At 43.7% G+C, this 13,197-nt stretch carries 11 protein-coding genes; 3 read left to right on the top strand and 8 right to left on the bottom strand.

The window, feature by feature from the left end:
• Positions 1-152: 152 nt before the first annotated feature.
• On the bottom strand, positions 153-1,217 hold the full coding sequence (locus ACFX4X_RS23755; RefSeq protein WP_377387063.1) for a DctP family TRAP transporter solute-binding subunit: 1,065 nt from the start codon (positions 1,215-1,217) through the stop codon (positions 153-155).
• 142 nt (positions 1,218-1,359) lie between these two features.
• On the opposite strand from ACFX4X_RS23755, the gene ACFX4X_RS23750 reads away from it, so the two are divergent.
• Together ACFX4X_RS23750 and ACFX4X_RS23745 are read left to right on the top strand one after the other, a co-directional pair.
• Positions 1,360-2,970: an ATP-binding protein gene (locus tag ACFX4X_RS23750; protein ID WP_061465333.1), complete on the top strand. Its 1,611-nt coding sequence runs from the start codon at positions 1,360-1,362 to the stop codon at positions 2,968-2,970.
• Positions 2,963-3,658, top strand: a complete 696-nt coding sequence (locus ACFX4X_RS23745; RefSeq protein ID WP_089362649.1) for a response regulator — start codon at positions 2,963-2,965, stop codon at positions 3,656-3,658. The genes ACFX4X_RS23750 and ACFX4X_RS23745 overlap by 8 nt, the downstream gene beginning before the upstream one ends.
• Before the next feature lie 53 nt (positions 3,659-3,711).
• On the opposite strand, the gene ACFX4X_RS23740 is transcribed toward ACFX4X_RS23745, so the two are convergent.
• The 7 genes from ACFX4X_RS23740 to ACFX4X_RS23710 all read right to left on the bottom strand — a co-directional run bounded on the left by ACFX4X_RS23740 (position 3,712) and on the right by ACFX4X_RS23710 (position 11,881).
• Positions 3,712-3,858 carry a hypothetical protein gene (locus tag ACFX4X_RS23740; protein WP_155727454.1) on the bottom strand — a complete coding sequence of 49 codons (147 nt, stop codon included), beginning with the start codon at positions 3,856-3,858 and terminating at the stop codon, positions 3,712-3,714.
• Between the two features lie 564 nt (positions 3,859-4,422).
• Positions 4,423-5,526 carry an o-succinylbenzoate synthase gene (menC, locus tag ACFX4X_RS23735; RefSeq protein ID WP_377387058.1) on the bottom strand — a complete coding sequence of 368 codons (1,104 nt, stop codon included), beginning with the start codon at positions 5,524-5,526 and terminating at the stop codon, positions 4,423-4,425.
• Positions 5,523-7,004, bottom strand: a complete 1,482-nt coding sequence (locus ACFX4X_RS23730) for an o-succinylbenzoate--CoA ligase (protein ID WP_377387055.1) — start codon at positions 7,002-7,004, stop codon at positions 5,523-5,525. The genes menC and ACFX4X_RS23730 overlap by 4 nt, the downstream gene beginning before the upstream one ends.
• A gap of 85 nt (positions 7,005-7,089) precedes the next feature.
• The gene (gene menB, locus ACFX4X_RS23725; RefSeq protein ID WP_061465337.1) at positions 7,090-7,908 is read right to left on the bottom strand and encodes a 1,4-dihydroxy-2-naphthoyl-CoA synthase; all 819 of its coding nucleotides are present in this window, start codon (positions 7,906-7,908) and stop codon (positions 7,090-7,092) included.
• Position 7,909: 1 nt separating this feature from the next.
• A complete protein-coding gene (menH, locus tag ACFX4X_RS23720) occupies positions 7,910-8,731 on the bottom strand; it encodes a 2-succinyl-6-hydroxy-2,4-cyclohexadiene-1-carboxylate synthase (RefSeq protein ID WP_377387052.1) in 822 nt (273 codons plus the stop codon).
• Positions 8,728-10,479, bottom strand: a complete 1,752-nt coding sequence (menD, locus tag ACFX4X_RS23715; protein ID WP_377387049.1) for a 2-succinyl-5-enolpyruvyl-6-hydroxy-3-cyclohexene-1-carboxylic-acid synthase — start codon at positions 10,477-10,479, stop codon at positions 8,728-8,730. Before menD ends, menH begins: the two co-directional genes overlap by 4 nt.
• Positions 10,472-11,881, bottom strand: coding sequence for an isochorismate synthase (locus ACFX4X_RS23710; RefSeq protein WP_377387046.1), 1,410 nt, complete (start codon positions 11,879-11,881; stop codon positions 10,472-10,474). The genes menD and ACFX4X_RS23710 overlap by 8 nt, the downstream gene beginning before the upstream one ends.
• 298 nt (positions 11,882-12,179) lie before the next feature.
• Between ACFX4X_RS23710 and ACFX4X_RS23705 the strand changes: the two genes are divergently transcribed.
• Positions 12,180-13,100 carry a 1,4-dihydroxy-2-naphthoate polyprenyltransferase gene (locus ACFX4X_RS23705; protein ID WP_377387043.1) on the top strand — a complete coding sequence of 307 codons (921 nt, stop codon included), beginning with the start codon at positions 12,180-12,182 and terminating at the stop codon, positions 13,098-13,100.
• Positions 13,101-13,197 lie beyond the last annotated feature (97 nt).

Raw genomic sequence — 13,197 nt, 5'->3', positions numbered from 1 at the left:
AGTATCGAATGAGAATTGTCTTTTTTTAGTTTGATTAACCGTACTAGTTAGAAAAACGTGAGTTTTTCAGCAGCCTCTCCTGACGGGTCCGCCTTTTTTGTCCCCCAATAAAAAAATGGACTCAAAAGTCGAAGCTCTTGAGCCCATTTTCATTATTCATTTAAATGCTTCTCGCGGATTTTTTCCATTTTCGTCATCAATTCCGTGCCAATCGTGGATTCGAATTCCGGATAGATGACCGTCATTTCATCCATCCACTCTTTCTTTTCATCATCTGACAATGTATAGATGTCGATATTCGATTTTTGCTTGATTTCCAGAAGCTGTTTCTGATTCAATTCATTTGATTTGATCCATAACCATTTCGTCGTATCATCCATCGCACGTTTGATTTGCAGCTGAATATCCAACGGGAGATTGTCCCAAAACGGCTTGTTTATCATGACGACATACCCTAAATACCCGTGATCACTGATCGTTAAATATTTTTGCACCTCATATAATTTCTTGGAATAGATATTCGAAATCGTATTTTCCTGGCTGTCCGTTTTATTGATTTCAAGGCTTTTAAACGTTTCATTAAACTCCAGCTCCGATGTTGTCGCCCCAAAATGCTTGAATTGGCTTGCCAGGACTGCACTTGGCATGATTCTAAAACTCTTTCCCGCAAAATCCCTTGGATGCCGTATCGGTTTATTGCTTGTAATCTGTTTATAGTTATTCGACCAAAATGCGAGTCCCTCGATATCCATGGAATTCAGCTGCTTAAGCAGTTCTTCCCCCACTTCACCATTCAAAGCTTCCTTTAGCGCAGTGTCCGTTGGAAAGACGTAAGGGAGGTCCAATAGCATCCATTTTTTTGATATATTCGTAATCTTAGATGTAGTTGGAGCAATCATCTGCACCTTGTTTTCTTGTAACGCATTAATTTCTTCATGATCACTATATAATGATTGATTAGGGTAAACTTCAATTTTGACACGATGATCTGTATATTCATCGACAAGTTTGGCAAATCGGTTCGCAGCTAGCCCCTTAGGCGTATTTTCGGCAACGACATGACTGAACTTAATTACGATTTGATCCTTCATCCCCACCTGCTCCTCATCCTTCGGCAAATTGAAACCGAAGCTTGTGAAGAACGATTGAAACGATATATAAACTGCTATCAACAGCCCCATGCCAATTAAAATGAAATACCCCCATAATGCACGCATATCGACAACTCCCTACCGCTCACTTCACATTATCACTATTCTATCACAGCCTTTTTGCTGTCGTAATACAATGCGGGAAAAAGTAGCGAAAATAGATAGAACTTCTGTTACTATTAAGTATAGAAGTAATGGAGGAACAACAATGGATAAATCCTTTCATATGCCCATTCAATTTAAAATCACCCTGCTATCATTCGTAATCGTCGCTTTTTCGATACTTATAGGCGGGATTTTTATATTTGGAAATATCGTTTCAGTCAGGGAAGATGAAATCGGCAAACGTTCCATGATCACTGCACACACCATTGCCGAACTCCCTGAAGTACAAAGATTGGTCCGTGAGCCTGAAGGATGGACGCAACTCAATCCGATGATTGAAAACTTAAGGAAAATCCATCAAGCGGATTATATTGTTGTGCTCAACAATCAGCATATACGCTATTCCCACCCGGTGTTCAGACAATTGGGGACCCCATCTAGCAGCAATGACGAAAGCCCTGCGTTCGCTGAACATGAATACCTTTCAAAGGCGGCTGGCGAACTCGGCATTTCCGTTCGCGCCTTTGTCCCGATCCTCGATAAGGATAACGAGCAAATCGGCGTTGTACTGGTTGGGAACATCCTGCCGACGATACCGGAATTAATAAAGGATTTGAAAAGTGAAATCGCGATTATCCTTATCCTTACACTCCTATTCGGTGTATGCGGCTCATGGCTCTTGGCCAGACGGATAAAAAAAGAGACCTTCCAACTTGAACCGCATGAAATATCACGGATGTTGGTTGAAAGGACCGCTGCCTTCAATGCCATGCATGAAGGGGTCATCGCCATAGATAATAATCAAAAAATCACGATTTTCAATGAAAAAGCTAAGCAAATGCTCAATATCAACGGTCCAGTCATTGGCAAGAATATCAATGATATAATAAATGATACCCGGCTGCCAGAAGTGCTCGACCGGACATCCCCCATCTTCAATCAGGAAATATCCGTTCAAAACAGGAATATTGTAAGCAACCGGGTACCAATAAAGATTGCGGATAAAACGATAGGCGCCGTGGCCATTTTCCAGGATCGCACCGATGTGACGAAGCTAGCTGAAGAGTTGACCAGTGTCAAAGCATTCGTTGAAGCCCTGCGCGTTCAGAACCATGAACATATGAACAAACTCCATACGATAGCAGGATTGATCCAGCTAGGTAATCTGGATGAAGCACTGCATTATATTTTTCAAATCACGGAAGAGCAAGAGGAACTGACCAGGTTTTTAACGAAGCACATTCACGATGATAATTTAGTGGGGCTTATATTAAGTAAGATCTCCTTGGGAAGGGAACTCGGAATCGAACTCATCATGGACAAGCACACGAAATTGGACCAATTCCCAGCTGATATGGATCATCACGATTTTGTTTTGATAATCGGAAACCTGATCGAAAATTCGTTCGCTTCCCTAAAGCATTGTGCAGAAGAAACAAAACAGGTTTATCTATCCATTTACCAAGATGAACGGCATTGTCAAATCGTGCTTGAGGATAATGGACCTGGTATTCCCGAGGACATTCATAAAGATATATTCGAATATGGTTTTACAACAAAAGGTGCGGAAGGATCAGGAATTGGTCTTTATTTAATAGACCAAATTGTTAAAAAGGCGAACGGCGAAATGAAATTCACGACACGCCCTAACGAAGGGACAAGCTTTTTTATTTCTTTTCCCATGCACGATATAGAGGAGAACCAAAATGACTAAAGAATTTCGTGTACTTTTAATTGAAGACGACCCAATGGTCCAAGAGGTTAACAAACAGTTCATCGAGCGCCTGCCCGCCTTTAAAGTCGTTGATACAGCTTCAAATGGGCTTGAAGGTTTGGTGAAAATCAGGAAGATTAAACCCGATCTTGTCATTTTGGATATCTTCATGCCCTCTTTAAACGGGGTCGATACACTTTATCAAATCAGAAAAGAGCAAATTGATGTGGATGTCATCATCATTTCGGCGGCCAATGACCAGAAAACGATCCGAAAAATGATACAGAACGGGGCTTTTGACTATTTAATCAAACCATTTAAATTCGAAAGGCTAAAACATACACTTGAACAATATTTTGCTTTTCGGATGGAGGTTGAACCTGACCATCAAATCTCTCAAAATCAGCTCGACCGAATTCTCTTTCAAAATAAAACACCTTCCGAAACGAGTCCGAAATATGATGTTCCTAAAGGATTGAATGGAGCTACTCTTGAGCAAGTGACGAGATTCATAAAAACTCAGCCTGGATCTTTATCGGCAGAAGAAGTGGCTGATGGAATAGGAATCGCCAGAGTTACAGCAAGGCGTTATCTTGAATACTTGCACGGCGAAGAAGTCCTTCAGCTTGACGTCCAGTATGGCAGCATCGGCCGTCCAGTTAATAGGTACCGGCTTAGAAAAACTTAAATCGCATGGGGACCGGCCAGAACCGAAACGGTTCCCTGTTAACTTTCATTCATTTACGCTCCCGTCTTTCGATCATATATGCCCCACTTTCTCTTCAAAAGAAACAGCTCACACTCCGCCAACGCCGTCACTTCTTTAATGACATAGTCCGGCATGCCTCTTCTTAATAGAATTTCCGCAATAAGGTACGGTCTTTTCATATACTCTCCCCTCCCTATCCCTTAGTTGCCATCCTTTTATTTCATTATACAAAATAATCCAATAAAGAAAAAATAGTCAAAGCCCCATTTTCCAAAAAAATATCTGACTGATCGGGCCATTTAAATGATTTCCCTTCACTAAAATCCCGTTTTATAAAAGGAATGCTGGAGATGCAAAATATTTGCAGAATGTAGACAAATTAAAAAAGATCCAGTGATTTCAGAAACCCGCTCCCCTTCCATAGACTGTCTGCCATGCCTCATCAAAGTAAGCGCCTGCGGGGTCTCGTAGCCAGTTATTCGGCAGGAGTAACCGAGTTTTCTTAACACCATGATTCGGGGTGTGACCTATCAAACCTGCTTTTGTCTACAAACTGATATTTGTAAGTATTCTATTAAAATCATTTTCTAAAAGGGTGGGATTTCCGTCCAAAATGTATTAAATGGGTTTTTTAGAAGGCATGCAGCGAATAATATATTACTGCGAGCTAGGGGGATTATTATAAAACGGGGGTGGCAATATGGATTCAAAAGAGGCGGGCCATGCACCTCCTTTGATTTTTTTCACCTGTAAAGTTTACTATATGTAGTCAAATCCTTTAGCCGCTTTTCATTGATGGCAAAACCGATTCCCGCTTTATCAGGAACCTGGATCATACCATTTTTGACAATGACTTCCGGATCAATTATATCCCCTTCCCAATAGCGGGATGAGGATGATATATCCCCGGGAATCGTGAATCCTTTTAATGTGGCAAGAGCGATATTATGTGCACGCGATATGCCAAATTCAATCATCCCCCCGCACCAAACGGGCACATCATTTCCCAAGCATAGATCATGGATCTTGACAGCTTCTGTCCAGCCGCCGACTTTTGCCATCTTAATGTTGATCACCCCACAGCTCTCGAGTGACAGCGCACTTTTGGCATCATGAAATGAGTTTATGCTTTCATCAAGGCAAATGGGTGTCTGCAGCTGTTTCTGCAAAATGGAATGTTCAACAATATCGTCATGTCCCAGCGGCTGCTCAATCATCATCAGCTTAAACACATCAAGCTTCTGCAGATGTGGGATGTCATCGAGTGTGTACGCTGAATTGGCATCTGCCATTAGCGGGATATCTGGATAGGCCCGACGGATTTCCGATAAAAACTCCAGATCATTATGAGGATTGATTTTTATTTTATAACGCTGATAACCAGATTTTGAAAAATCCTCAATCTGGTGCATCGCGTCTTCAATATCATTGGATGCAACGACAACACCAGCGGCCACTTCACTTCGTTCGCCGCCAAAAAGCCGTCCGAGATAGATGCCATTCTGCTTCGCATATAGATCAAGTATTGCCTGCTCCAAAGCTGACTTCGCCATCGCATTCCGTCTGATTCCGCTCCATAAATTAGGCAGCTCATCAGGATGCCTAATCCGACCTGCCAATGTCAACGGTATTAAGAAGTCATCCAACATATGAAAGCATGTTTTGATCGTTTCCTCGGTATACCAAGGACTTGCAAAAGGCACCGCTTCCCCGTATCCAATCAATCCATCTTCATCCATGGCTTCGACAATTATCACTTCCCGGTCGGATACCGTTTCGAGATGCGTCTTAAATGGCCGCTTCAAAGGGGCCTTAACGAGCTTTAGTGAAATGGAGGATAACTTCATTGCCATTCCCCCATTCTCTTCTTCAGTTCCCTTCTCAGTAGCTTGCTCGCTCCATTACGGGGAAGCTCCTGACAAAAAATCACGTTCCGGGGAATTTTATAGGCCGCCAAATATTCTCTGCAATACTCCAGCAGTTCACTCTCATTAGCCTCAGCGCCTTGATGCAAGACGACAAAAGCGAGTGGAACCTGTCCCCATTTTTCATCGTCAATCCCCGTCACACCCGCTTCGAAAATATCAGGGTGCTTACAAAGGACATTTTCAACCTCAGCCGGATAGACATTCTCACCGCCGGATATGATTAAATCCGAGCGTCGGTCTAGCACATACAAAAAGCCTTCTTCATCCAGATAACCAAGGTCCCCTGTATATAGCCATCCATCGGTAATAGCCTGCAGTGTAGCGTCCATTCGATTAAAATAGCCTTTCGTCACATTCGGACCTGAAACCACGATTTCCCCCACTGCACCCGGTTCACAAATATTGCCGTCTTTCTCTATCCGTAACTGCGAAGGGAACAAAGGTTTTCCCGCTGATCCGATTTTTGCCATGCTATACTCCGGTGCAAGTGTCACAATCTGTGAGGACGTTTCTGTCATCCCGTACGTCTGATAGACTGGAATCCCTTTTTCCTTACATACTTCAAGTAAATGAACGGGTGCTGGGCCGCCGCCTAACAGCATACAGCGAAAAGCTTCCGGATAGCTTGTTCCCTTCAAATCCTGCAACATCCTATTCACCATCGCCGTCACGACCGAAATGATCGTCACTCCATTTTCCTGGATGCTCAGGTTTGCTTCCCGTTCGTCGAACCGTTCAGCCAAAACGACCTTCATGCCATAAATCACATTTTTCATCAGGATGGATAAGCCGCTAATATGAAAGATCGGAACTGCACAAAACCAAGAATCCCCCTCATGCAAGCCAAGGTTCAACACCGACCCGACAGCACTCCACCAATGGTTGCCGAAGGTTTGGATCACACCTTTTGGATTTCCTGTCGTACCTGAGGTATACATGATCGTAGCCGTATCCTCAAGATAAAACTCTTGAAGAATCTCTGCCGCTCCTTCATCCGGCAATTCTTCCATTAAGTGAAGGTGTAAATTTGGGAGAATACAACCAATTTCCGAGAGTTTTTCGGAAAAGGAACCTTCTGAAACAAGATAGGAAGTCTCACTATCCTCAATCTGCCAGGCCAACTCTTTTGCCGTTAACTTATTATTCAGCATCACAATTTTCACACCGAGATAAAATAGTGCGTGGATAACGACAACACCATCAATATGGTTACGGAGTAAAACCGCGCATGAATCGCCAGCCCTCAGACCAATGCTTGCCAGCTTGCCAGCCATCTTCTCCGATAATGTATGCAGTTCAAGAAAGCTATACGTATGGCCTTCAAATTCAATTGCCGGGCGATCTGGTGAAAGATGCGCCCGGTTTTTCAGCCAGTTCGGCAACTTTTCTTCTGCCATGATTGCTTATCCTCCTCCATTTGATATAGAAAACAGCCCGGCGATTATCCGCCAAGCTGTCAGTCTCATCATTTCACGCGTTTCATCAAGGGAAACGAGGGAATTGCCCAAAGTCCGGATTGCGTTTTTCTTTGAATGCATCGCGGCCTTCTTTTGCTTCTTCAGTTGTATAGTATAAAAGTGTAGCGTCACCAGCCAATTGTTGAAGACCTGCAAGGCCATCAGTATCAGCGTTCATTGCCGCCTTCAAGAAACGAAGTGCAGTTGGGCTCTTCTCAAGCATTTCTTCACACCATTTAACGGTTTCCGCTTCTAATTGGTCTAAAGGTACCACCGTGTTTACCAATCCCATATCCAATGCTTCCTGGGCATTGTATTGACGGCATAGGTACCAGATTTCACGTGCCTTTTTATGGCCTACGATACGTGCCAGGTAGCCAGAGCCATAACCGGCATCAAAGCTTCCCACATTAGGTCCAGTTTGTCCAAATACTGCATTGTCAGCAGCGATCGTCAAGTCACACACCACATTCAGAACATTACCGCCACCAATTGCATATCCTGCAACCATCGCTACGACCGGTTTTGGAATTACACGAATCAAACGCTGCAAATCAAGAACGTTTAGACGTGGAATGTTATCTTCACCTACATATCCGCCATTCCCGCGTACTTTCTGGTCTCCGCCTGAACAGAATGCTTTGCCGCCTACACCAGTTAAAATTATGACACCTATGCTGGAATCATCACGCGCCCTTGCGAATGCATCAATCATTTCAGCAGTCGTTTTTGGCGTGAATGCATTATGTACATGCGGTCGGTTGATGGACACTTTCGCAATCCCGTTATATTTTTCATATAAAATTTCGTCATACTCACGTATTGTTTCCCATTGTACCGTCATTTTAATTCCTCCTCCGATTTCGCTTCAAAAACTCACTTATTATTTTACCAAACTTTTCTCCATCTTCCACATGAATCGCATGTCCGGCATCATTTATTATTTTCCATTCAGCCTGCTTCAGCTTTTTTTTCATCGAGTCCGCAATTTCACAAAACTTAGGATCGAGTTCACCGGTTACAAGAAGCACAGGGAAATCAAGGTTTTTCAGGTCTTCCCAGTAAGAAGCCTGACTGCCGGTCCCCATACCAAGGAGGCTATTGTAAAGGCCGGCTGGGACATTTGCCTTCCTCTGCTCCCGAATGGCTGACCTGGTTTTGGCCGACAACCGTTTTTGACTTTCAAACAGCGGGATGTTTTCCCATTGATCCACAAAAGCTTCCACGCCCTTTTCAAGAATCCTTTCAGCAAGCTTCCTATCATTTTGCCTTCGGATTTCCCGCTCCTCTTCTGTTAAAAGGCCTGGTGAAGCGCTTTCCAATATCAATGTATCAACATACTCAGGATACAAACAGGCAAATCCCAATCCAAGCCTGCCGCCCATCGAGTATCCAAGGATATGGGCTTTCGGGAAATGTAACTCATCCAAAATGTACTTGATATCTTCAGCCACCCGCTCCATCCCATACCTTCGATGATCGGCCGGTGACGCAGACATGCCATGACCGATGATATCGACCATGATCATTGTATACCTATCACGCAATAGCGGAATGAGGAAATTCCATGTATCCCGATTTCCCGTAAATCCATGCAAAAGTACAAGAGGTTCTCCATTTCCCGTTATTTCAACAGCATAAGTGACATCCTTGCTGACAATATTCATGATATTTCCCTGTCTAACACCATTTTTATTTCCTGGGAAACAAAACTCCACAAATTTCGATGCTTTTGTAAATTGGACTCCCTTTCGGTCGGCACCTCAATGATTTTCAGACCTTGAATTCCAAATGACTCTGTAAATACCTTCTTTAACTCATCCCAATTTTGCACCTTGTTGTATTTACCGCCATACAGCTTTGCAGTATGGGAAAAATCAAGCCCATGAGGGGTGCCGAATAGCATTTCGAAATGTTCTTTCTCATTCGCCTGTGGCAAGAAGGAGAAAATGCCGCCCCCATCATTATTAATCAGCAATATGGTGATATTTTGTTTTTGAAGTTTTGCTGCAAGCAAGCCATTCATATCATGGAAAAAGCTTAAATCCCCGATTGCCAGTACTGTATTTTTCGAAACCGTACTTACTCCAAGAGCAGTGGAAACGACCCCATCGATGCCATTCGCCCCACGGTTTGCAAAGGTTTTGATTCCTTTTCCATTATTCAAAAAGAATGTATCCAAATCTCGTATGGGCATACTATTCCCGACAAATAAGGTGGATTCCAATGGCAACATATCAGCAAGCAGGGAGAACAGCTTGCCTTCACTTAATTCCTCTTCATCCCTGATGGAAGCTAAGGCATTCTTCGTTGCTACGTTGACAGTTTGCCATAAGCCAAGCCATTTATCATCTGAGGCATCAGTAACTTTTTCACAAACACGCTGGCAGAAATCTTTCTCTTCGCTGTAAATCATGTTCGTTGCCACTCCGGCTGGTTCGCGCCAACCCGCTCCGCCATCGACGACCAAAGTGATTGCTTGTTTTTGTTTTTTCATGAATAACAATAAGGGTTTAGAAACAGGCATTGTCCCAAAACGTAAAATCACGTCCGGCCTGAAAGCCGCTTTTGCCGCTTCATCGCGTAGAAACGTATCATACGCATCAATAATGATGGCTTTGTCGTGGCTCCCGCTCCTTAACTGGGAAAGAGGGTCAGCCAATACCGGAAAAGCAAGTTTATCCGCTAATGCGGCGATTGCTTCCTTCATCCCTGGATGCGGTAATTCGCCACATACAATCATACCTTGCTTAGCTTGTGACAAAGTAGTTGCAACAGCATCTATTTGTGATGCGGACAGTGACCGTTCTCCACTATCAATCAACACTGCAGGCGTCATTTTATTTTGCCTATATCCCTTTGCTTGCTCCAGATCCGGAATCAATGGTTCTCGAAGCGGGAAATTCAAATGTACTGGCCCTGCAGGTTCAGTTGCCGCTGTAGCCACTGCCCTTGCACCGATCGTCCTTGCATACCGCATCATCTCATCTGTACTTTCAGGAAGTGCCATTTCGACAAACCATTTTACTTGTCTCCCGTACAGATGAATTTGATCGATTGCCTGTGGGGCACCGACATCACGCAATTCATGCGGACGATCAGCGGTCAGCACTATTAGCGGCACTCTTGAATAGTAAGCCTCGATGACGGCTGGGTAAAAGTTTGCAGCCGCTGTACCGGATGTACAAAGAAGTCCGACAGGTTCTTTTAAGGCCTTAGCCAAACCCAGGGCAAAAAAAGAAGCCGAACGCTCATCCACATTAATATGAATTTCGATATCAGGATGTTCCACTAACAACAAAGCTAGGGGAGTGGATCGCGAACCTGGGCTCACAACCACATGCTTCATCCCATTTTGTGCCAGCTCATCGACAAATGAAGCAGCATACGCTGTCAATGCATCTCGGTCATTCATTAAGATTTCCTCCTAAAGCACTTAGCATCGGATTGAATTTAATCCCCGTTTCCCGGAACTCACTTTCGGGAGCCGAATCTTCAACTACGCCGCACCCCGCAAAGAGCGATGCCTCATTGTTCTGTATTAGGGCAGAACGTATCCCTACGGCGAATTCCCCATTTCCATACGTATCCACCCAGCCTAATGGTCCCGCATAAAAGCCGCGCTCAAGACCTTCCATTTCCCGAATCCGGACAACGGCCTTTTCTTTTGGAAGTCCGCCCATGGCGGGTGTAGGATGGAGATTCTCGACGAATTCAAAAATCGTGACACCTTCCTTGGATATACCGCGGACCGGTGTATACAAATGCTGGATATGACGGTTTTTCATAAGTTTCGGTTCGGCCGGGACCATTACCTTTTTACATACAGAATCAAAGGCATTTGATATCATCGACACGACATATTGGTGCTCTTGTAAATTCTTTTGGTCATGAAGCAATTCTTCACCAAGACAAACATCTTCTTGCTCATCTTTCCCTCGCCCCATCGATCCAGCAAGACAGGTAGAGAAAACTTCATTTCCCTGTTTCTTAATTAAACGTTCGGGTGTGGCACCGACAAAACAGTCACCACCAGCTTCCAAACTGAAAATATAGCTTAATGGCTGCTCAGCAATCAATTGCTCAAGCACTTTCCCTGAATCGATGGAACGCTTGAAAACAAGTCGAAGCTCCCTTGCCAATACAATCTTGTCGAGATCTGTCGTCTTGATTTCCTGAACAGCCTCTGCGACCGTCCGCTTCCATTCCTCAGGTTTGACTTCCTTCTGCATAACCAAGGCATTAGGAACCAATCCAGTGCCGTCCAGGCTTTCGAAAAGGAAAGCTTCCCGTTCATTTATCATATCTATGAAGAGTTTTTCTGAATCATCAGGCGAACAAAGTAAGTTTGTCGTTAAGTAAGCTTGTTTCCCCACTTTTGATAGCATGAAGGCAGGTATATAAAACAGGTTGTCCCCGAATTGATTCCAAAGGAGCGTACTGTTAGTTTCATAATCAAAAGAAAAGCCCCCAAACAGTAAAGGACCGGTCGCTTCTACATCGGTCAATCCCGTTTTGACAGCAGTATTCTGCAGTTTGATCCAGCTCTTTTCGACTTCTCTATAACGTTCGGCATTCGATGCCGCTTTGAGTTTCTTAACAGTGCCTAAACCAGTGATGGTTATTTCCTTTGCAGGGTCCTCCCAGAAAAAGCGTTCACCCGCGTACCGTTCTCTTCCAGCTTGATAAAATGAAAGGGGGTTGTTGCAATTAACTTTCTTAATATGACTGAATAGAACTTGATCATTCAAGTCCTTCGCCTTTTGTATAGCTGAAGCCAGTCCCTGAAACTGTTCAGTTTCTTCTGAGATAGCCAAGAAAATCCCCCCAAATGTACATTTTAAAAGCTTTTTAACCTATTTAAAGATACACCTCCCTTCAACCTCATGTCAATAAAACGCCCCTTTACCGAACGATTCATGCCTGCTTTTTTCCTTATTATATGAATCTTAGCGAATGAAGAGAAATATCCTTGATTTTGGAAGAGAATCTTCATGAAATCCAATTGACACACTTCTCCAGTTTTCCTACACTTATTAGGATAACCTTTTGTGCAACATTTCAATATTTGTTATAATTTCGAAAGAACCAATAATGATTTTGAGGAGAGAAATAATGCAAACAGAATACGACGGACTTCCCCTTAAACGGACCTGGAAGATTTGGTGGGAGTTAATTCGTCCACATACACTAACCGCAGCTTTTGTCCCAGTCTTACTTGGAACTGTGATCGCACTCTTGGAAGCTGGAGTGAATTGGTTACTATTCGCTGCCATGATGATTGCAAGTATCCTGATTCAAGCTGCAACTAATTTATTCAATGAATACTATGATTTCAAGAGAGGCTTGGATACGGAGGAATCCGTAGGTATCGGTGGCGGGATCGTGCGTCATGGGATGACCCCAAAACTCATCATGACCTTGGCACTTGGCATGTATGCCATCGCCCTGATACTTGGAATCTATATCTGTGCCGCATCATCTTGGTGGCTTGCAGCAGTAGGACTGGTTTGCATGCTTGTTGGCTACCTTTATACAGGCGGTCCACTACCCATTTCATATACACCATTCGGGGAACTATTTTCTGGTTTGTTCATGGGCTTTTTGATCATCCTGATTGCCTTTTTCATCCAAACCGGTTATGTATCTTCAACAGCCATCTTAATTGCCATCCCTAGTGGAATATTGGTCGGGTTAATCAACTTATCCAATAACCTCCGTGACCACGATGGAGATAAGGCACATGGCCGCAAAACGATGCCTGTAGTGATGGGCAGGAAAAACGCCCTGACATTCATGGCAATCATGTTTGCCTTCTCTTATTTATGGCTGGTTGGATTAGTCCTTACTGGAAATGTAACAGCGTGGATTCTCCTTGCCTTCCTTAGCATCCCGAAAGCCATGGCCGCAGTCAAAGGCTTCGTTGGTAAAACACAGCCGATCACGATGGTACCGGCAATGAAAGCAACGGCCCAAACGAACACCTTCTTTGGCTTACTTATGGCCATTGGTTTATTCATCAGCTATCTTATATAATTTTCAAGGACCGAGCTATCTAAACTGTACCCTATGTAAAGGACAATTTTAAAAAAAGGTTAGGCTATCTCTAGAAGATGATCTCTGTATTGAACAG

It is taken from the genome of Peribacillus sp. YIM B13481, from assembly GCF_042787985.1.
Classification (GTDB): domain Bacteria; phylum Bacillota; class Bacilli; order Bacillales; family DSM-1321; genus Peribacillus; species Peribacillus simplex_A.
Note: the sequence above shows the minus strand (reverse complement) of the source record. Positions and strands in the feature narration are given on the sequence as shown.

Bases quoted from the DNA above. Each gene is read 5' to 3' on its own strand.
- ACFX4X_RS23755 (WP_377387063.1), bottom strand. From the start codon at position 1,217: ATGCGTGCATTATGGGGGTATTTCATTTTAATTGGCATGGGGCTGTTG.
- ACFX4X_RS23750 (WP_061465333.1), top strand. From the start codon at position 1,360: ATGGATAAATCCTTTCATATGCCCATTCAATTTAAAATCACCCTGCTA.
- ACFX4X_RS23745 (WP_089362649.1), top strand. From the start codon at position 2,963: ATGACTAAAGAATTTCGTGTACTTTTAATTGAAGACGACCCAATGGTC.
- ACFX4X_RS23740 (WP_155727454.1), bottom strand. From the start codon at position 3,858: ATGAAAAGACCGTACCTTATTGCGGAAATTCTATTAAGAAGAGGCATG.
- menC (WP_377387058.1), bottom strand. From the start codon at position 5,526: ATGAAGTTATCCTCCATTTCACTAAAGCTCGTTAAGGCCCCTTTGAAG.
- ACFX4X_RS23730 (WP_377387055.1), bottom strand. From the start codon at position 7,004: ATGGCAGAAGAAAAGTTGCCGAACTGGCTGAAAAACCGGGCGCATCTT.
- menB (WP_061465337.1), bottom strand. From the start codon at position 7,908: ATGACGGTACAATGGGAAACAATACGTGAGTATGACGAAATTTTATAT.
- menH (WP_377387052.1), bottom strand. From the start codon at position 8,731: ATGAATATTGTCAGCAAGGATGTCACTTATGCTGTTGAAATAACGGGA.
- menD (WP_377387049.1), bottom strand. From the start codon at position 10,479: ATGAATGACCGAGATGCATTGACAGCGTATGCTGCTTCATTTGTCGAT.
- ACFX4X_RS23705 (WP_377387043.1), top strand. From the start codon at position 12,180: ATGCAAACAGAATACGACGGACTTCCCCTTAAACGGACCTGGAAGATT.